General features: G+C 42.1%; 15 protein-coding genes. 9 read left to right on the top strand and 6 right to left on the bottom strand.

Going from position 1 to position 20,105, the window contains the following annotated elements:
• Nucleotides 1–243: 243 nt before the first annotated feature.
• Nucleotides 244–4,962: a LamG-like jellyroll fold domain-containing protein gene (locus NSU15_RS08075; protein WP_339289845.1), complete on the bottom strand. Its 4,719-nt coding sequence runs from the start codon at nt 4,960–4,962 to the stop codon at nt 244–246.
• Nucleotides 4,963–5,417: 455 nt separating this feature from the next.
• On the bottom strand, nt 5,418–6,323 hold the full coding sequence (locus NSU15_RS08080; RefSeq protein WP_042125437.1) for an ArsR family transcriptional regulator: 906 nt from the start codon (nt 6,321–6,323) through the stop codon (nt 5,418–5,420).
• A 276-nt stretch (nt 6,324–6,599) separates the two neighbouring features.
• On the opposite strand from NSU15_RS08080, the gene NSU15_RS08085 reads away from it, so the two are divergent.
• The 4 genes from NSU15_RS08085 to NSU15_RS08100 all read left to right on the top strand — a co-directional run bounded on the left by NSU15_RS08085 (nt 6,600) and on the right by NSU15_RS08100 (nt 10,841).
• On the top strand, nt 6,600–7,844 hold the full coding sequence (locus NSU15_RS08085) for an extracellular solute-binding protein (RefSeq protein WP_231574072.1): 1,245 nt from the start codon (nt 6,600–6,602) through the stop codon (nt 7,842–7,844).
• 80 nt (nt 7,845–7,924) lie between these two features.
• Nucleotides 7,925–8,803 (top strand): sugar ABC transporter permease, encoded by an 879-nt coding sequence (locus NSU15_RS08090; RefSeq protein WP_042125440.1) that lies wholly within the window; start codon nt 7,925–7,927, stop codon nt 8,801–8,803.
• 54 nt (nt 8,804–8,857) lie between these two features.
• A complete protein-coding gene (locus tag NSU15_RS08095) occupies nt 8,858–9,769 on the top strand; it encodes a carbohydrate ABC transporter permease (RefSeq protein ID WP_042125442.1) in 912 nt (303 codons plus the stop codon).
• A gap of 103 nt (nt 9,770–9,872) precedes the next feature.
• Nucleotides 9,873–10,841 carry a family 43 glycosylhydrolase gene (locus NSU15_RS08100; RefSeq protein ID WP_042125444.1) on the top strand — a complete coding sequence of 323 codons (969 nt, stop codon included), beginning with the start codon at nt 9,873–9,875 and terminating at the stop codon, nt 10,839–10,841.
• 121 nt (nt 10,842–10,962) lie between these two features.
• Here NSU15_RS08100 and NSU15_RS08105 read toward each other — a convergent pair whose 3' ends face one another.
• Both NSU15_RS08105 and NSU15_RS08110 read right to left on the bottom strand, forming a co-directional pair.
• Nucleotides 10,963–11,775, bottom strand: coding sequence for an ABC transporter permease subunit (locus NSU15_RS08105; protein WP_042125446.1), 813 nt, complete (start codon nt 11,773–11,775; stop codon nt 10,963–10,965).
• Entirely contained in the window at nt 11,772–12,659 is an 888-nt protein-coding gene (locus NSU15_RS08110; protein WP_339289846.1) for an ABC transporter ATP-binding protein, read from the bottom strand. The genes NSU15_RS08105 and NSU15_RS08110 overlap by 4 nt, the downstream gene beginning before the upstream one ends.
• A 211-nt stretch (nt 12,660–12,870) precedes the next feature.
• Between NSU15_RS08110 and NSU15_RS08115 the strand changes: the two genes are divergently transcribed.
• Nucleotides 12,871–13,425, top strand: a complete 555-nt coding sequence (locus NSU15_RS08115) for a TetR/AcrR family transcriptional regulator (protein ID WP_339289847.1) — start codon at nt 12,871–12,873, stop codon at nt 13,423–13,425.
• 32 nt (nt 13,426–13,457) lie between these two features.
• Here NSU15_RS08115 and NSU15_RS08120 read toward each other — a convergent pair whose 3' ends face one another.
• Nucleotides 13,458–14,954, bottom strand: coding sequence for an amidase (locus NSU15_RS08120; RefSeq protein WP_339289848.1), 1,497 nt, complete (start codon nt 14,952–14,954; stop codon nt 13,458–13,460).
• Between the two features lie 159 nt (nt 14,955–15,113).
• On the opposite strand from NSU15_RS08120, the gene NSU15_RS08125 reads away from it, so the two are divergent.
• Nucleotides 15,114–15,584: a MarR family transcriptional regulator gene (locus tag NSU15_RS08125; protein ID WP_339289849.1), complete on the top strand. Its 471-nt coding sequence runs from the start codon at nt 15,114–15,116 to the stop codon at nt 15,582–15,584.
• A gap of 73 nt (nt 15,585–15,657) precedes the next feature.
• On the opposite strand, the gene NSU15_RS08130 is transcribed toward NSU15_RS08125, so the two are convergent.
• Nucleotides 15,658–17,289, bottom strand: coding sequence for an MDR family MFS transporter (locus NSU15_RS08130; RefSeq protein WP_339291281.1), 1,632 nt, complete (start codon nt 17,287–17,289; stop codon nt 15,658–15,660).
• 218 nt (nt 17,290–17,507) lie between these two features.
• On the opposite strand from NSU15_RS08130, the gene NSU15_RS08135 reads away from it, so the two are divergent.
• The 3 genes from NSU15_RS08135 (at nt 17,508) to NSU15_RS08145 (ending at nt 20,103) form a co-directional block, all read left to right on the top strand.
• The gene (locus NSU15_RS08135) at nt 17,508–18,026 is read left to right on the top strand and encodes a MarR family transcriptional regulator (RefSeq protein WP_042125459.1); all 519 of its coding nucleotides are present in this window, start codon (nt 17,508–17,510) and stop codon (nt 18,024–18,026) included.
• A gap of 183 nt (nt 18,027–18,209) precedes the next feature.
• Nucleotides 18,210–18,941 (top strand): metallophosphoesterase family protein, encoded by a 732-nt coding sequence (locus tag NSU15_RS08140; protein WP_339291283.1) that lies wholly within the window; start codon nt 18,210–18,212, stop codon nt 18,939–18,941.
• Nucleotides 18,942–19,065: 124 nt separating this feature from the next.
• Nucleotides 19,066–20,103, top strand: coding sequence for a helix-turn-helix domain-containing protein (locus NSU15_RS08145; RefSeq protein WP_339289850.1), 1,038 nt, complete (start codon nt 19,066–19,068; stop codon nt 20,101–20,103).
• Nucleotides 20,104–20,105: the final 2 nt, after the last annotated feature.

Genomic DNA, 20,105 nt, shown 5'->3' on the forward strand with positions numbered 1-20,105 from the left:
GATGGCCTCCTATTTTAAATTTATGGTTACGCGCTGATGATTAAGAAATTAAGTAGTTTATTAATAACAAAGGTCAAATTATCGTTTTTTCAAGACGTATAGTTAATGATTATATTATTTAAATGCTTGTTTTACAATACGAAAGGGAGAAAATTTCTGAAGGCTCTTTCATAATTGATAGCGTGATTCGAGAAAAAAAGAACGGAGCCTGAGGCTCCGCTCTCTTTTCAGATGATGATTCTCTTAATTTACATTCGAGTTATACTCTGTTAGTATTTCGTCTGATTTGAGTGCTCTGCTGTAAATCTTCAGTTCATCAATCATTCCCTTATAGGGTACATCCCAATAATTCACGCCAAGAGCGAATACACCATTCTTGTTTCTAAATACATTAGGAAAATCCTCACCGGAAAATTTCTCAACTCCGTTGATATAAACCTTAACTGTACCGTTTTTGACTGTAAACGCTACATGTGTCCATTGTTTTTCTGGGATAGTCATACCTGTAAGAGCATCGTACCAAGCCTGACCTGACCACAACAGTGTTATACCATCACTGTTCTGTGGTACAAAACTGATCCAGCTATTTATCGAAGCAGCACCGAAGAAGGTTGTTGTTGCTTTTGTGAGCTGCTCAGGGTTGAGCCACATAGATACTGTGTAAGTATCACTGTCGATTAATCCATCAGGCAACCGGATACCCGAAACACCGTCAAATACCGCTGCTTGATTAGAGATACCGTTACCGTAAGTGATGTTACCTACAGTGGGAGCTTCGATTTTAATTCCCGTAACCTGCCCAGTACCAACCAATTGGAGGGAGTCATCAAGGTTTCCATCAAAAGCATAATAGGCTACTCTACCATCCGTAACTTTTACCTTATAATCAGCCGTAACGCCACTTCCATCAGTCGCGGTGGCCGTAATCACTGCTTCGCCACCGACCGTAAGCGCTGTTACCGTTCCGCTTACAGCATCAACTGAAACTACGTTGGAGTCACTAGAACTCCAGGTTAGTTTCTTATTTCCGGCATGGGTAGGCAGTACTTTTACTTGAGGTGTAAAGCTATTTCCTAATTCCAGTGCTTTTTCAGGCTCCGTTATGGTTATCGTACTTACTTTAACATTACTGTCGGGCTGACCGTGTACTAGCAAGTCTACAGCTTCTGCGGAAAGTGCACTTTCGTAGATCCGCAGGCTATCGATCAAACCTTTGTATGGGATATCCCAATAGTTTACACCTAGGGAGAATACTGCATCCTCGCTATCAAAAACATCCGTAAATCCTTTTCCTGTGTACTTCAATCCTCCGTTAACATACAGTTTCACAGCTCCAGCATCGTAAGTGAAAGCTATGTGGGACCATTGGTTAACTGGAATTTGCATGCCTGCTTCTGCATCATGGAAGGTTTGGCTACCAAACCACATCCGAGTTGTAGCTCCGCCGTTTCCATAAGGCAAGAGGCTGATCCAATTGGTATCTGTTGTAGCACCAAAGAAAGCAGTGGTGAATTGTGTCAATTCTTGTGGGTTAAGCCACATGCCTATTGTATAGGTGTTGCCTTTAATCAAACCGTTCGGTAGACGAACACCGGAGTTACCGTCGAATTTGGCTGCAAGGCCTTCTTCACCCGTCTCGTAGGTGATGTTACCACCCGTATTGTTAATCCGATTGCCGGTAATTGTACCCTTATCAGTACGATCTCCGTTCTCTGAAAGATCTCCTTCAAAATCATACGCTGCGACCAAACCGTCTTCCAGCATATTTCCGGTCAGTTCCATTACAACGATAGTAAAGGACTTCGTTGCAGTAGATTCACCCAGTGTAATCGTAGCAGTAAGCTCAACCGTTGCATTTCCGAGTCCTTTTTCTGGACGAGTAACTGAACCATCGTTTTCTACTACGTCTGTATTGGAAGATGACCATGTAATAACCGTTCCTCTTACGGCCTCAGTTGGGAGTGTAAGATCCTTGTATACTTTACTTGTGTTGCCCAAGCTTAAACTATCTTTAATATTGGATACAATTTGTTCAGTGCTGAGCAGTTCAATTTGGCTGCCCCAGACGGTAACGCCCTTGTTGGACATTGCTGTGAAAGTCATAACATTGCTTTGGCGGGAGGAATCCCATTGCTTCACAAATACACCTTTGTAGAGATTTTGTACGGCAGCTCCGTTTTCAGTTTCATTGAGGAGTAGGTCAGCGTAATACTCTCCTTTTAGCTCCCAAGTACCTGTTACAGATCCTGTAATGGTGCCATCACTGCGCAGTTCGATATCTGTTGTAGATTTGATTTTAGCGGAAGTGTCTTTCCCGTGATTCACGAACTGATAGGCTCCAACAACATCTTCCTGCTTAACAGCTGTGATAGTTTCACCTGTATAACGGTGAGCGGAAGTGACTGGCCAGCCGTCTTCATTCGTGAACATTTGATGCACACGAAGCTCATGTGTTTCACCGCGCTGCGGGAAACGAGTATGGAAGAAGTTAAAGATTTTACCGGTCTCTTCGTCGTAATTCACTGAATTATGACCTGATGCTACATAACCGTAGGTTTGGAAGTCAGGGTCGCTATTCAAATTTGTGAACATGAAGTTTCCGAGGACTTTGTTGCCGACCGCTGAATGGTCATTGCTCGTTGCGAGCACTGCACTTTGTCCGGCAGCATCCACATAAGGGCCGTCCGGATTCGTTGATCGGAACTGACGCATGTTGTAACCACCGTCGGATGCCAGTCCTCCATAAGTCACATACAAATAGTAATAACCGGTATTCTTATCATAAGCGATATAAGGTCCTTCACCTGATTTGGTCATCCCGCCGGAAATATGGGTTCCGAAATAGCGGTCAATTAAACGTCCATCAGCAGTTTTGCTATCTTTGCCTGGATATTTAGGCTCGCCGGTAGCTGGATCGATTTCCAGAATAAATATGCCGCCTGACCATGATCCATAAGTCATCCATAGCTTGCCATCTTTATCGTAGAACAAGGTAGGGTCAATTGCGTTTGTATATGTTTTATTCTTATAAGAGCCGCCTGCATCAAACCAATCGGGGTTGAAACCTTCTAGTGTTCCGTTATCAATAAGCTTCTGAATATTAGTGTTTGTCCATTTTTTATTGATCTTGCTGTTACTATCGTAATCCTCGTCCTTGGTGAAACCGGAATAGATTACGGTATTCCCATAGGTGTAAGGACCCTCGATATTTTGCGAAGTGGCAAAGCCAATCGCTGAGCGGATGTAAGTGGAAGAAGCACTGTAATACATCATATAAGCACCAGTTGTTCCGTCTGCATTCTTATAATCCTCATTATAGAAAACGTCCGGAGCCCATATGGAGAATCCGCCTTTACTGTCAGAATCGTTTTCTCCAGCCCATTTAAAGGATTCTGCCAGATTCGCGGAAAGATCACCAAAGAGTACGTTGCCTGGTGTTGTATAGCCGTTTGTGAAATGAGTCCAGTTCATCAAATCGTTTGATTTGGCTGCATCGATGTGAGACCCGAACACATAATACGTACCTTTGTCTACGACTACCGACGGATCATGTACTGAAACATTGGTGAGTGTTGGTGCCGTAGCTCCCGGTGCAGGTGTTGCTGTCGGAGACGGTGTAGCAACTGCGCCGCCGTCCGATCCGCCAGAACCTGATCCACCTGTACCTATGGTTGCCGTAGCTGTCGGAGTAGGCGTTTCAAATTTGATTAGGTGGCTGAATCTACTGTCAAAGCCAACTTTCCCAGTACCTTGGATAGTAATCATATCGTTTATGCCAAGGATGAGATTCTTGATTTCTGTACTTACCTCTACACGCAGCTTAGCTAATTGCTTCAGTGTAACTTCAGCAATACTGCCTGCAGCTAGATGTAATGTAGGCACTCCCAACGCTTGTACCTCGGCGGAATCAAAGTTCCCTCTTAACGTGACGATTGAATCGTTCGGGAGCGTATTCTCGATAATAACCCGGCCGAAGCCTGCGCCCGTTAAAGTACTATCTTCCTCAAGCGTTACACCGGAATGTACACGTACACTCGGTATGACACTCGATCCTTTAGTAACGATGCGGAGTTTGCCGTTACGCTTATCTACGACCATGTCGGCAACATTAGAATTGTTGAATACAATACTATTCTCTCCGCCGCCGGACACGTATACTTTTCCTTTTACAGTAATGTTATTTAGCGTAATGTCGCCTTCTGCAATACCTTCGGTAAGGTACAGGTTTCCGGAGATAGTGGAGTTGTTCAATTCAACACCCGGGCTACTGATAACCATATTCTGAGTGGTAATCCCTGTATAGCTCCCGCTCTTTGAAGTGATTTCCCCGGCTAACTTTTCAATCATACGAAGAGCTTCTGCTCTTGTTACAGCCTTTGCGCCTTTAAAACTGCCGTCACTATAACCATTCAAATAACCTTCACCAAATAAAGATAATACAGCTTCTTGGCTCCAAGAAGGTAAATCTTCAACATCTTTCGGAGCAGAGGTATTCGCGGAAGCATTAAGCTGGAATAGTCTGTGCAGCATTACTGCGGCTTCTTGACGACTTACTACCTGTTGTGGTCGGAAGGAACCGTCGTCATATCCTGATACATATCCTGCAGCTACTGCTTTCTGGATATCCTTGTAATGCGAGCCCGCTTCCAACACATCCGTGAAGCTGATTTCGGATTTTTCCTGCAAATTAAAGACCCGGTTAATTAATGTGACCCATTCCGCGCGGGTAATCTCCTGGTTCGGTTTGTATATTCCTTTGCCATAGCCTGAAATTAAACCCTTATCTACCCAGGATTGAAAATCCTTCTGTGCCCAGTGACCCATATAATCGACAGTCTGTTGTTGCGTGGATTGTACGGTGGCTTTTGAATTGCTTGCAGAAGCCGCTGAAATAAGTGGTGCAGGTACTAGCAGAGTGAGTGCAAGAAGTGAAGCGGTTAGTTTACGAGTTGTTTTCCTCAAATTCATGATCCTCCGATTCTAGTGATTAGAAATTGCGGTGGTGCAGAGAAAAAATGTAAAACGCTTACAATACAACTACTAAAAAAACGTTTCTCACAAATAGAAATGGATTTGTTTTACGTTTATACAAACCATAGTGTGGAAAACGTTTTATATTGATCTCATTTTAAGCATGATATTAGCATATAGTCAAATAGAAATTTACGTAAAGATAAATCTTTTTATATTTTTATTAACAAAAGGTTGTCGAATATAGAGAGTAGATGTAGTACTTGAGAGGAGCGTTGGAGTTTTACAAATAGTGAATAAGAGGGGAAGGCGAATAAGAAATTGATAGGTGATAGGCTTGGTGAATATTGCATTGTAGGTAGGGGGGAGCTAATGAAGAATAATACAAATTAGTTGTTCGCCCCCATGAAAGAACCAACCTTGTTACGTGTATGCACTAGGAGATTTTAAAGATAATACAATTTGAACATGATGTCTTGATCATGATTTCCGAATTTTTTTCCGAAAATGGTTGCGCCTCCGACATGCTTGGCATCTTCCTTCACTTCGATCCGGAAGGTCCATCGGTCACAAGTTGTATCTAAATCCTCGATTGAAACGGAAGACAATGGATCACCGTCAATGTAGGTTCCATTGTGATTGGTAATTCTGATCGTTTTTAGTAATCCATATTGGTTAATATTGTGCGGCCACCAATCTGGTGTGAACTTCCCTCTAGCATCCGCAAAATCCCCAGGGCTCGTCCAAGTTCCTAATTCCAAGCCATTCAAGGAAAAGGTGATGTCTGAAGGCCATACATCATTAGCAAACGGAAATTCGGAAGATAGCTCCAAGCTAATTTCAAATTGCTGCAAGGTTTCCTCTTTTTTTAGAAAGTTGGCAATATTGTATTGAACATAGCCTTGAGTAAACCATAGGATCTCAGCGTCAACTCTTTTGGAATCCATGAAATACTTAGGTTCGTCAACTCTGCCGATAAACTCTTTCTCTGTAGCAAGTCCGCATGTAGGTTTCAGATCATAATCCGTATAATGACCAATCGGCACGGATGTCTCGTAGGAGGCAAAGGAGTGGAAGATCTTCTTTGGGAAGTTAATCTCAATATGATCCACTCTTAGAATCGAGATTTTTTGCATCCCTGATTTACCAGGAACCTTTTCGGTTTTTATGAGTCCTGCGTCTTCTAGTTTTTTGATGTGTTTTGTTACGATAGGACTGCTTATTTTAAGTTCTTCTGCCAAATCTTTGATGTTCATCTTATTTTTGGAGAGCAACTGAATGATTTTTATGCGTACTTCACTTGCCAAGGCTTCGTAAACAACGAGAGAGGACTTGTCTATTTCCAATTGCATTTCATCCACTTCTTTCAAAGTTATTTCATATACTGTAAAGTTTATTAATCTATATATAAAGTAACACGAAAGATAACCGAAGTAAATAAAGTATCGCTTACATCTCGTAGTAATGAACTAAAAGGTTAATTAAGTTTAAAAAAAATCTCTTAAGTTTATTTAAAAGTTATTGACTACGCTTTCAAGACGAATGTATACTAAGCTTAAGTTAATCGTTTCCAAAGAAAGTTAACGCAAATGATTATCTTAACAATACAGCTGCAGGGGGAGAGAGTATTGAAAAAGAAATTCGGTATATTATTGGCAACAGTTCTAACGTTAACGACAGTGTTGGCAGGATGTGGTGGTAAAGATGATAGTAAGACGATTACATTCTGGACACCGCTGACTGGTGATGATGGTGCTTATATGGATCAAATTGTTAAAGACTACAATGCTACAAACCCAGAAATTAAAGTAAAACACGTGATCACGGCTGATATGTACACAAAAATTTCTACTGTTTTAGCTTCCAACAAAGGTGTTCCTGATTTGGCGATTATCCACGCTGACCGTGTTCCTGGGTTTGTTAAGCAAGGTGTCTTAGAAGCCATGCAAGATACCGTATTGCCAGCACAACCTGAACTAAAAGCTGAAAATTACTTACCTCAAGCTTGGAACACTGGTAACATCGACGGAACGCAATACACAGTACCTCTTGATATCCACAGTAATGTAATGTACTACAATAAAGATTTGCTCAAGAAATATAATGCGGAGTCATTCTTAGATGATAATGTTGTTACGATTGATGAGATGCTCTCCTTACAAGGTAAATTGGATGAAGGCGACTATGTAGTTAACGATGCTTTGCTGGGCTGGGTTATCTTAGCTCAAATCCAAGATTTGGGCGGAGACATCCAAGTTGATGGTAAGCCGGCTGTTAACACCCCTGTATTTAAACAAGCCTTTGAAAATGTTAAGAAAATCGCTGATGCGGGTCTGATGACTCCATTTGGTGAAGACGGTTACTTGATGTTCCAATCCCAAAACGTACTATTCTCTACAGACGGAACTTGGAGCTCTACAGCACATGCTGGGGTTGAAGGCTTGAACTTTGGTGTAACAAATGTTTATTCTCCAACACCTGATAAGTTCACGAATAGATCTTCTTCTCACTTGTTCGCTATGCTGAAGAACGACAAGAGAACGGACGAAAAAGAAGCAGGTATTGCTAACTTCTTGGAATATGTTCGTACAAACTCGATGGAATGGGCAAAAGCTGGACAAAACGTAGCAAGTAACGTAGTTAACCAAAGCCCAGAGTACCAAAATTATATGCAATCTTTCTTTACTTCTAATGAAAAAGAAATTGAATCCCTTTACATTTACACATATGAATACTACCCATACATTGCGGAAGCAGTAGATACTTATTGTGCAGATATTGTTCGCGGCAACGTTGATCTTGATGAAACCCTAGCAACTATGCAGAAATTTGTAGAAGATAAGATCGCAGAAAGCAGCAGTGCAGCCAAATAAAGTGAAATAGAATAGATTGTACGAAGTAATGTGCCATATCGTTGGTGCATTACTTTGTGCAAAAGGAGAAATGAAATCCTATGAAAAAGAAAATAAATTGGGCACCTGCCTTCTTTGTAGGTCCGCATGTCATTTTGTTTGCTGTCTTCATTTTATTGCCAACGATTTATGGGATTTATGCTTCATTTACAAAGTGGAATTTAATGAGTGATCCGGTTTGGGTAGGTTTTGATAACTATAAGGCCATTCTTTTTGATGGCAAATCAACGTTTCATACGCAATTTTTCAGAGGTCTGAAAAATACTTTGATCTTTGTGGGTCTCTCTGTTCCATTATTAATTGTGATCCCATTAATGGTGGCTGTTGCACTGGAACATAAAAAAGTTAAAATGAAGAGCTTAATTCAATCTATTCTCTATATTCCAGGCTTGATTTCGATTTCTGCGGCAGCACTGATCTGGCTCTTGATCTTTAATAAACAACTGGGGATCACAGGAAATCTGTTCGGATCACAAGTTGCGTGGCCTGCAAACCAGCCTTATGCGTGGATTATCATCATTGTAATCACATTATGGGGTGGTATTGGAGGCAACATGATTATTTATCGTGCTTCCTTAAGTGGCGTTGCGCAAGAATTATATGAATCAGCCGAGCTCGATGGTGCGGGTTCAATTAAAAGATTCACTAGTATCACCTTGCCATCTATTCGTTTTCCATTAATCTATACCTTTGTTATGACAACCGCCGGAGCCTTTAATGTATTCGGCCAACCGTTAATGATGACCGATGGCGGGCCTCGACAAAGTACACACGTACTCATGATGTATATTCGTCAATTAGCTTTCGGTAACGGTGAGTCCATCGCAGGGATGGCATCCGCTATGGCAGTGTTATTGGGATTAGTGATCTTGGTCATTTCAGCGCTTCAATATTATGTAATGAACCGAAATGCAACCTAGGGATCTCTGAGACTAAGTGATTAACAAGGAAATGGAAAAGGTAGGTGTACTAATATGTCAAATCAGGCGGTAAACGGACTGGAAAATCATCCAGTTATAAATAGAACAAGAAAAGAAAAAGGCTCCTCCAATATCAGTATTTCGAAATATGTATCCTACACATTTTTAATTATTCTCTGTGTAATTTGGATCATTCCTGTGATCTTCGGAATTTCTACGTCATTTAGATCACAAACGGAAGTGGTTTCCTCGGGTTTTAGACTATTTCCTGAAACATGGGTCTTTGAGAACTATGTCACGATTCTGAATAATACTTCTACAGCCCCGATTCTACGTTGGTTAGGAAATTCATTGTTTATCGCGACATCGCACACCATTCTGGTAGTTATTGTGATCTCGATTACCGGCTTTGGATATACCCGTATTAACTTTAAAGGAAGAGACACGTTGTTCTTCACTTTGCTAGGGATTTCCTTCTTCCCCGGTGTGGTTAACTTGATTCCTTCTTATAAAATTATCGATTCCTTTGGTTGGGTGAATACTTCCTGGGCAATGATCATTCCTGGTCTTGCGGGTATGGGGAATATCTTCTTGGTCAGACAGTTTATGAACGGTATCCCGAAAGAGCTGGATGAGTCTGCAAAAGTGGATGGTGCCAGTGATTTTAGAATTTTTGCACAAATTATATTGCCGTTGGTTAAGCCGATTCTGATTGTTTGCGGTTTGTTCTCCTTTACGGGATCTTGGAATGACTTCCTCTGGCCAGTTATCGTGTACACAGATGTAGATAAAATGCCGGTTACAGCTGGTTTGCTCTTACTTCAAGATATCTACGGAAACTATCGTATGATCGGGCAATTAATGGGCTCGGCGATCTTGGCGATTATTCCAACCTTGCTGTTATTTATATTTGCTCAAAAATACTTCGTTCAATCTATTAATTTGAATTCAGGTATTAAAGGGTAGATCGAATGAACAAAAACTTAAATACACCTTGCCTTCTTATGAGGAAGGGTGTGTTTTGGTGACCCGTAAAATAAAAATATAGAGAGATATAGGAGTTGTCATCATGAGAGAATTTAATGCAAAAAATCCGCTGATTGAGCAAAGAGCAGATCCTTGGATTTATAAACATACAGACGGATATTACTATTTCATAGCCTCTGTTCCAGAGTACGATAGAATCGAGCTTCGTCGTTCCGAATCCATTCAGGGATTAGCGGAGGCTGAGGGAAAGACGATTTGGGTTAAGCATGAAGCAGGTTTAATGAGTGCCAATATCTGGGCTCCAGAGATTCATTATATTGATGAAAAGTGGTACGTATATTACGCAGCAGCACATACGTCTGACACAAAAGACGGCTTGTTTGATCATCGCATGTTTGCCATAGAAAATTCATCCGCAAATCCTTTGGAGGGTGAATGGGTGGAGAAGGGTCAAATTAAAACGAAATGGGAATCCTTTGCCTTGGATGCAACCACTTTTGAGCACAAAGGCGTTAGATACTACGTTTGGGCACAAAAGGATCCTGATATCCCTGGTAATTCTAATATGTATATCTCTGAAATGGAGAATCCTTGGACATTAAAAGGAGAACAAGTGTGCATCACCACACCTGAATACGAATGGGAAAAAATCGGATTTTTGGTGAATGAGGGTGCGGCAGTTCTTAAGCGGAATGGACGTATTTTCATGACTTTCTCGGCAAGTGCAACAGATCATAACTACTGTATGGGGTTGTTAACTGCTGATGAGAACAGTGATTTAATGGATCCGAAATCTTGGGTCAAAACACCAGAACCTGTGTTTACGACTTCTGAAGAAAATGGTCAATATGGTCCGGGACATAATAGCTTTACAGTCTCAGAAGATGGCACACAGGATATCCTGGTGTTCCATGCCAGAAGCTATAAGGAAATTGTGGGAGACCCATTATATGATCCTAATCGTCACGCACGTGTGCAAGTGATCCAGTGGAATGAAGATGGAACGCCAAATTTTGGTGTCCCTAGACCGGATACGAAGTTAAATTTATAGTGTAAGCCAATACATTCGCATATTTTAACATAATGCTTCTTTAGTGTGAGGAGCTTATAATATTCTTCTATTAATAAAGGGACGCTTCAGTAGCAATATGCTATTGGAGCGTCCCCTTTTCTTATAATGGAAGATCGCGTCGTCTGAATTGCTCGATCCCTAAGGCAAAAGCGAGCACACCGATCAATAGTAACCAACTGGAAACCTGAATGACCTCCACGTTGCCTTGAACGATTTTGCCAGGCTGATAGAAGGAGAAAAGGGTCAGGTAACGTAACCCTTCCAGCTTATCACTTATTTTACCCAGCAAGTCTAGAGTGAAGAATCCGAAGGTGATGGCGCCGGAAATTCCAAGTGCTTTTTTCTCATCATTACAAATTGAGGAGACAAGAAATGCAAGGCCCCCCACGGCAAAAAATAATAAAAAAGCCACGCTGTTCAGCTGAGCAAATCGGCCGCTGTTAAATTCATATTCACTGCCGAGAAACCATGCTTTACCTAATAATCCGGCGAGTGTGGTTACACCCATAATCAGGAGCAAAGCTGTCGTGAGTACAAGCGCCTGTGTGGTCGCTACTTTTCTCCGTGTTGTTGGGGCTATAAGCAGATAAGCCATAGAACCGCGATCCACAAGCCGGGCCATGAGCTGCGTCGACATTTGTACACATACAATAGATAGAATCAGTACCAGAATAAGTCCGTAATATTCTCCAGAGATAAAAGCTTCAGCACTGGTAAATCCGCTGTTTAATCCAAAAGCTTTTCCCACACCTTCCGGCATAGCTTTTATGAGGTCATCAATAGCTTGTGTGCTTCCGGCGATCCCCGGATATAGCCAGATCATAAACAGAATATAGAAGGCAGAACCGAAGGCGTAATTCATAATTCCTTTCAGGTTCACTCTCATCATTTCTTTATAGAGCGGAAGATTCATTGCACGGCCCCCTCACGGTCATAATAGTCCATGAAAATGTCCTCTAGATTCTGCGTAAATACATCTATACTGCGGATATTGTATTTTCCGGTCTCCTGAATGAATCGATCGTAATTGCCCTGAACGGCAATGCGGACCATGTTCCCTTCACGAGCTTCCACTTGCAGGCCGGAGGCGGCAAATTGTTCTGCATCTTCGCGATTCGCGAACACAACCTCAAACAGCTTCCGCTGCATCGATTGCAGTTCATGGATATTTTTCACAGTGATGATACGTCCGTCTTTAATGATTGCAGCGCGGTCACAGGTACGCTCAATTTCTTGAAAGCTGTGGGAGGACATTAGAAAGGTGGTTCCGGCTGCTTTTTCCTCTAATACGAGATCTATAAATACCTTTTGCATAAGCGGGTCGAGTCCCGAGGTAGGTTCATCCAGAATAATAACTTCAGGATTGTGCATGAAAGCTGCGACAATACCGACTTTTTGCTTCATTCCCTTTGACATTTTGCGGATCGGAGTTGCGGCATCAAATTGCAGTCGTTCAATCAGGCAGTCACGTTTGGTAGTGTTCTTCATCCCTTGCATGCCAGACATGAACTTAAGGAAGGAAATACCCGTCATCCCGTCAAAAAAGTTGATTTCACCAGGTAGATAGCCGATATGCTTCTGGACCGTGCCCTGTGCTTTCCATACATCAAGTCCATGAATACTCGCATAACCTTGATCAGGCATCATGAATCCCATGATATGTCTTATGGTTGTAGATTTACCCGCGCCATTTGGCCCCAAAAACCCAAACACCTCGCCTTTATTTACGGTAAACGTAACATCTTCGATTCCCTTGCCATTCGAAAATCGCTTAGTTAAGCCTTCAACTACAAGCATGCTACCACCTCCACTGCAAAATAATGAACTATTATTAATTAGATATTTCATATGTTATATTATTCCTAGTGAATAGTGAAGTCAATGGAATTATGAAATAATTGATAATCAATATTTCATTAAATTTAAATAAGCGCACTATATAATGAAGTTAAGGGTGGATAGCATGAATGGATTTGAGAAAAGAGCCGCTCAAATAAAACTCAAAATTATGAAGACTACTATGGAGATGCTCAAGAGCTGTGAGCCCAAACGTCTCCGGATCGCAGACATTGCGAAAGAAGCAGGCGTCTCACAGGTGACGATTTATAATTATTTTGGCAGCAAGGAAGCACTGCTTGGTGAGACCTTTAAAGATTTTATAGAGAAGGCCATTCGTGAATTTGAAGATTACATTCATGGAGAGCATTCTCTAAAAGAGATTATTGAATACATTATGACGATGGAGAGAGAAACCTACAGTTCATTGTCTCCTACGACTGTGAAGGAGCTTATGATTGAGGACCAGGAAATGTTTCATTATATTGAAGAACGTTACACGAATGACGTTTTACCATTGATGGTCAAGATGGTGGAGGATGGCAAAGCACGAGGAGAAATTTCAAATAAAGTATCCACCAAAGGGATACTTTCATTTATAGGAATGTATATGCGAAGCTCGGGAGAAATGCTAGATGAAGCCAGCAAACAAGAAGATATAGACGGCTTCCTGGAGGAAGCCATCCATCTCTTCTTCTATGGCATTTGCGGGCGGGAGCAGGAGTAGCGTAAGGTTTGCAACCTGTTTACTCTAATTCATCATGGGAAAAGCGGATTCCCTGTCATCCCTACCCACAGCTCGGATTGTTCAAGATGGGCTGCAAGCTGAAGCAGTAAATCTTCCCGCCCTTTAGCAGCCATTACCTGTACCCCCATCGGCAGACCCGCTTGCGACATATGGACGGGAACGCTCATGGCGGGTTGGCCCGTCAAATTGGCAAGCTGGGTGAACGGTGTATAGGTTAGGCTTGGTTTAAACATAGCGTAAATCATTCGCTCTTGTTCCTCTTTCGGCAACTCATGTACATGCAGCAGTTTTTCGATTTCAGCAGAACTATGCGTTAACTCGCCAATCTTAGGAGCTGAATCCGCATTTGTTGGTGTGATATACAGATCGTAGCGGTTAAGCAGACCTGCCATTTGAGCGGCTGCAATATCCCATTCATCCAGACTATGCACAAATTCTGCCGCAGAGACTTTTCTTCCGGCTTCCCCAAGGACCCAAGTAACGATATCAACTTCACTGGAAGTAATGGAACGTCCCATCATTTTTTCCAGCGATACGAACATCGCTGCCACTTCCCCAGTATTCATCGTATAGTAATTCTCCATTAGCCTTACACCATTTACCGGACTCAGCTTTTCTTCAACTTCATACCCCTCAGCTTCGAGCCATTTTACAGTCTTGAGCACAGCAATTACTGCTTCATTCGTTACAGGAGTGCCCACTGGGGATGCTGTTGTGAACGCTATGCGCAGTTTTCGCTGTGTTGGTTTGAAAAGATCGTCCAGATAGACGCCCGGATATAGCGGTGTTTGAAAAGCAGCCTCTGGCTGCACGACCTGCAGCAGATCCAGCATAGCAGCGCTATCACGTACGGACCGTGTCAACGCGAAGTCGATAGAAGCACCTTGCCATTGACGGCCTACACCTGGTCCTACTGGAGTGCGTCCACGGGTTGGCTTCAGCCCGAACAAGCCTGTGAACGAGGCAGGGATACGGATCGAGCCGCCGCCATCACTAGCTCCAGCTACCGGAACAATACCAGAGGCTACCGCCGCTGCTGCACCGCCGCTAGAACCACCAGGGGAATATTCGAGATTCCACGGATTACGTGCCGGTCCGTGAAGGACGTTCTCGGTGATGTTTTTGAGGCCGAATTCCGGTGTATTCGTATGTCCAAGCGGAATAAAACCGCCGTTTCTGATTCGTGCTACGTAGTTCGAGTCGCGTCTAGCAATATTGTCTTTCATCAATAAGGCACCTGAAGTAAGAGGTTCTCCAGCGATGGCTTGAGAGATGTCCTTCAGCAGAAAAGGAACGCCAGCAAACGGGCGAGAGTCATCGTGTACAGGCATTTCGTCAGCTTCCTTAAGAGCAGCTTCTCTACGGGTGCGTACGACTGCATTAAGGACTGGATTGACTTCATCGAGTCGATCGAAGGCTGCTTCAACCAGCTCCCTAGGGGACACTTCACGTGCTTTGATAAGCGCTGCGAGTCCTAGGGCATCATATGTAGAATAAGAAAAGGACATAATAGGTACCTTCTTTCGAATAGGAATAAATAGCCTGTCTCTATTGTATTATACATCCCGTTAGTAATGATTTGAAAATGGATACCTGATATCTATCAATTCTTTTTTATACCCGATTAGGCTATACTAAATATTAAATGGATCTTATGGGGTGTACTGATGAACGAAGATAAATATCAGAATGTTGATGGACTAATGGAAGCTTTCCAGCAATTTGCCAGGATGAATTGGCGTAAAACTACGGTCTGGGGATTGAAGCCAAGTGAAGTTCGGATGTTGGTCTCTTTAAAGCTGGGGAATGAACGGGAAGGAAAGAGGGGCCAGACGGTTTCGGATATTAGCAAATTTCTAAAGGTTACTTCTCCTACGGTTACACAGATGGTCAATAGCCTGATTGCACAAGGATATGTAGTGCGTACTGCCGATACACAGGATCGCCGAATCAGTGAGATCACGCTTACGGAAAAAGGAGAGCATTTGGCCGAAATGGCCGTAACGAAATCCCGAAACACCTTTAAAGGTATGATTGATTATATGGGCAAAGAAAAGACAGATTCGTTAATGGGGCTGTTAAACGAGGTCTACGATTATTTTGAAGAATTGAATGATAATCAACCCGCTGAATCCTAATCCTTCACATAAAAAAGAGATGTCGCGCAGCCTAAGCTGTTAACGGACATCTCTAATGTATATTTATTTGTGATTAATGTGCAGCAGGTACAGACTTTTCAAGGTTTTTGCTTTCGCTTTTTCCCTCTGCAGTTACCTCAACTTTTTTCTCGCCACTTCGTAACGGAATCTCTTTAAGGAACAGGACAAGCAGTGCTGCAATTACTAACAGTGCAGTGCCGCTTAAGAATACAACCGTCAGGGAATCACTTAGTGCGTTCCGCAGCATCTCAATCAATTGATTAAAGAGCGGCTGGATTTGCTCTGGCAGTGTTGCGTGCAGTTCCTTCAGCTTAGGTTGATCCAGCAGCATTTGCGGGTTCATAAATGCGGATAGCTGTTTAGCGGATTCAGGATCAAGTTTGGTTAAATCCGGACCCTTGCCAGAGGACACTGCTGCCTCTAATTTTTTCGTTAATGTGGAGTTCATAATAGTACCCATGATAGCAATACCAATGGTTCCGCCTAAATTACGGAATAAAGTATTTGTAGCAGTAGCAACACCAAGCATGGAAGGAGCTACAGCATTTTGTACGGTTAAGGTAAACACAGGCATCGACAGCCCTAAACCAATACCGAAAATAATCATGCTGACTACGGCCATAGCGATATTGCTCATGAAGGCCATTATGATCATAGCCGCAACCATAAACGGCATTCCCATCAGAGCATAACGCTTGTATTTACCTGATTTGGAGATCCATCTTCCTACAAGTGTACTAAGTACAATCATTGCAAGTGACATCGGCATATTAATAAATCCGGAGTTGGTTGGGGAGACACCTTCTACACCTTGGACAAAGAACGGTAGATAGATCATTGCGCCCATCATACCAGCATTCATTAGGAAGCCTACAATCATAGAGATGGTTACAATGGAGTTTTTAAATAAGGATAATGGCAGCACTGGGCTTTTAGCTTTTCGTTCAATCAGAATCAAAATGATAACTCCCAGAATTGACGCTCCGAACAGGCCGAGAATTTCTGGAGAACCCCAGTCATATTTTGTCCCCGCCCATGAAAAGCCGAGCAAGAGTGCAACAATGGTAAGGGAAAGGAATATAGAGCCTAAGTAGTCAATGGATTCTGAGGTGGAGCGTGCAGTTTTAGGGAACATTCTCCAAATCATAAAGAAAGCCACGATACCGAAAGGCAGGAAGATCCAGAAGATCCATTTCCAAGCCATGTGATCCACCATGAAGCCGCCAAGGGTAGGACCAATTACGCTGGAGAATCCAAATATGGCCATCATAATTCCGGTCCACTTGGCTCTCTCTCTAGGAGCGAACAAATCACCTACAGCGGTTACGGTAGCCGACATTAGAATCCCGCCGCCAAGACCTTGAATCCCGCGATAAGTGATCATTTGGAAAATATTTGTCGACAATCCGGACATGAAAGCGCCTATAATAAATATAACGATCCCCGCTAAGAGGAATGGCTTTCTTCCATAGATATCGGATAACTTACCGACAAGTACGGTGGCGATTGTTGAGGTGAGCATATAGATGGTGATTACCCAAGTATAATGTTCAATGCCTCCCAACATCGCGATAATTCGGGGCATTGCAGTACCCACAATGGTCTGGTTGATTGCTGCGAAAAACATGGCCGCCATTAATGCAATCATAATTGTAACTTTTTTCTTTTGCGTAAGGTGCTCCAGAGCAGTTCCTCTCCTTTAACTTCTATATATTGTAGTTTGGGGAATTCATGTCTTAATAATTAGGTAGCCAAACTATCATTTATGTATAATACACAAATTCATCATTTAGCACAACTGTTTAATTATTTAATTTTAATCTAATGAGAATGTGATTTAGACTTGATTTTTTGGAAATAGGTAGGTAATCTAATTAGATTGAGTTAAATTGGAGGTGCCCTATGGATACTCAAAATAGTCAAGAGCAAAAGCTAATCATAGCCTTTGAGAACATTAAACGTTTGACCGCTCGTCCCTCTTTTAAGGAAAGTGTTTCGTATAGAGAATTTGTGATGATGTATGTCATTAACAATTTGATGAAACGAAAGAAACCTTCAGACGGTGAAGAGCAACGGGGAGTAATGATTTCCAGATTAAGCGACCTGCTCCAAATCAGCAGACCTACTGCGACGCAAATGGTAAACAGCTTGGAGGAAAAAGGGTACGTGGTGCGAACAACGTCCGATACTGATCGGCGAGTTGTATATATTGCTCTAACGAATGAAGGAGAACAGATTTATGATTCGCAGATGGCTACTTATTCCGGTATTCTAAGCGAAGTTATGGAAAAGGTAGGCAAGAAAGAGATCGACCAGTTGATTTTTCTGTGTGATCGTTTTCAAGAAGCGGTACATGAAGTCAGAAGCCGTCAGCTTTTTAATTCATCCGATGAAGATCCGCTCGTTTTGGATTCTGTATAGTGAACATAACCAAAAGATATTTCGGAGCCTTTAGCCGGAACGTCTTTTTTTAATTATAAGAAAGTATAAGTTTCACGATATACTTTATCCTTATAATTCTCGCATAAACGCTCACCGTCCTTTAAAGGACGCCGAAGGCGTTTTAGCTTGCAGCATCCAGAGTAAGGAGGAATTACAATCAGAATATTAGCGATTAGTGACATTCACGGAAGCTATTCCGAATTCAACGCATTGTTAAAAAAGGTAAACTATCGTCCATCCGAGGACAAGCTCATCCTGATGGGGGATTATGTGGATAGAGGTCTCAATAGTAAAGGGATTGTGGATCAGGTCATGGCTCTGAAGCGGGAGTGTGGCGCTATTGTTCTAAAAGGCAATCATGATAAAATGGCCTATGATGCGCTCACCGGCGAAGATGATAAACTGGATACGCATTGGCTTAGCAACGGCGGTTTGTATACATTGATGAGCTACTGTGAGGCAGATTCGAGCTTTTTTAAAGCGGATTTTGGCTGGGACGATTATATGTTACTGAAAGAAGAACTTAGACAGAAATACAAACATCATTTGGATTTTCTAAGTTCATTGCCTCTATATCACGAGACCGAAGAGCATATATTTGTGCATGCAGGCATTAACCCCTTAATAGAGGATTGGAAGCAGCAAGATCCGTATGATTTTATCTGGATCAGAGAACCATTTTATACGAATCCGGTAGTTAGCACTAATAAAACGGTTATTTTTGGACATACCTCGACGATGGATCTACATGATTCGGAAGAAATCTGGTTTAGCCCGCAGGGCGATAAGATCGGTGTGGACGGTGGATGCGCATATGGTCAACGTCTGAACTGTTTGGAGATTTCTGGAGGGGAATATATCACACATTTTGTTCGGAATGGGGAGAAGCCTTGAGCTGTCTCTCTTTTTTAATATAGATCTTCTTACATAAGTCATGAAATGAACTTAAAGAAATATAGAATAGCACTGTATTAAACCTCAACTATGTATAAAATAAAGAGAGTAGGGGGTGTAATAGATGAATGCGAACAACAAATATCATATCCTCATGCAAGGGACGATCAGCAACAATGTTAGCGAAACCTGTAAGGCGTTTGGCATATCTCGGACGATCTATTATCAGTGGTGTAAAGCTTACCAACAACAGGGCATGGATGGACTGGCTGAGAAGGAACGAAAACCGGTAATGCCTAATAAAGTGGATAAGCGAACAGAGAGACTGATCTTAAAATACGTTGCCAAATTTCCTGAAGATGGACCCAAGCGAATCTTTTATGAACTGCAGGATGAGGGTGTGAACATAGGGGAGTCAGGTATTTACAATGTGCTGCGTCGTAATGGACTTAGTACGAGGATAGAACGTGAGGCTTATGCCAAAGAAGTCAAAGCAAAGAAGAGGGAAGGTGCACAAGCAGTTAACACCAAAGGATGTAAAGAGAAACCGAAATCTCTCGACTATAAGATGAAAAATCCTGAAAATGCTCACCCCGGGTATATGTGCCAACAAAGTATTAGCTATATGGGCGTATTCCCAAGGGTAGGAAAGGTGTATCAATATGTGGTCTACGATGCCTATTCCAGATTAGGCTTAGTTAAGCTTTATAATAGGAAGTCTGCCATTCATTTTATCGATTTTATGGATCTGAAGGTCATCCCATTGATGAAGACCTTAGAATTCCAAATTGACAATTTGGTAACGAACAAAAGTCGTGAATTTACTACAAACTGGGATAGAGGGAAACATAAATACAGCGATTTTTTACATAAGAACAACATAAATCAAGTAGCCATAACTGCAGATCAGACAGAAGTATTTCAGCCATTACAGCAATTCGTAGCGGTGTTAACGAAAGAATTTTACCAGCAGGCTTGGTTGGATGCTTCGATAGATTCCTTTGAGATTTTAGAAAAGCGCTTACATGAATACTTGAGGATCTATAACTTCAGCAGGGTGATCACAGACGGACCTAATCAAGGTAAAATACCATCAGATGTCGCACTTGAGTATACAGGCCAGCGTGAGACCTTGCCATTATGGTTATTTACAAGGAGATAACG

The organism is Paenibacillus sp. FSL E2-0201, from assembly GCF_037963325.1.
Classification (GTDB): Bacteria; Bacillota; Bacilli; order Paenibacillales; family Paenibacillaceae; genus Paenibacillus_AQ.

Excerpts from the sequence above, each read along its gene's own strand:
- NSU15_RS08120 (WP_339289848.1), bottom strand. The coding sequence starts at position 14,954 with ATGTCCTTTTCTTATTCTACATATGATGCCCTAGGACTCGCAGCGCTT.
- NSU15_RS08100 (WP_042125444.1), top strand. The coding sequence starts at position 9,873 with ATGAGAGAATTTAATGCAAAAAATCCGCTGATTGAGCAAAGAGCAGAT.
- NSU15_RS08095 (WP_042125442.1), top strand. The coding sequence starts at position 8,858 with ATGTCAAATCAGGCGGTAAACGGACTGGAAAATCATCCAGTTATAAAT.
- NSU15_RS08125 (WP_339289849.1), top strand. The coding sequence starts at position 15,114 with ATGAACGAAGATAAATATCAGAATGTTGATGGACTAATGGAAGCTTTC.
- NSU15_RS08145 (WP_339289850.1), top strand. The coding sequence starts at position 19,066 with ATGAATGCGAACAACAAATATCATATCCTCATGCAAGGGACGATCAGC.
- NSU15_RS08115 (WP_339289847.1), top strand. The coding sequence starts at position 12,871 with ATGAAGACTACTATGGAGATGCTCAAGAGCTGTGAGCCCAAACGTCTC.
- NSU15_RS08110 (WP_339289846.1), bottom strand. The coding sequence starts at position 12,659 with ATGCTTGTAGTTGAAGGCTTAACTAAGCGATTTTCGAATGGCAAGGGA.
- NSU15_RS08135 (WP_042125459.1), top strand. The coding sequence starts at position 17,508 with ATGGATACTCAAAATAGTCAAGAGCAAAAGCTAATCATAGCCTTTGAG.
- NSU15_RS08080 (WP_042125437.1), bottom strand. The coding sequence starts at position 6,323 with ATGCAATTGGAAATAGACAAGTCCTCTCTCGTTGTTTACGAAGCCTTG.
- NSU15_RS08105 (WP_042125446.1), bottom strand. The coding sequence starts at position 11,775 with ATGAATCTTCCGCTCTATAAAGAAATGATGAGAGTGAACCTGAAAGGA.
- NSU15_RS08090 (WP_042125440.1), top strand. The coding sequence starts at position 7,925 with ATGAAAAAGAAAATAAATTGGGCACCTGCCTTCTTTGTAGGTCCGCAT.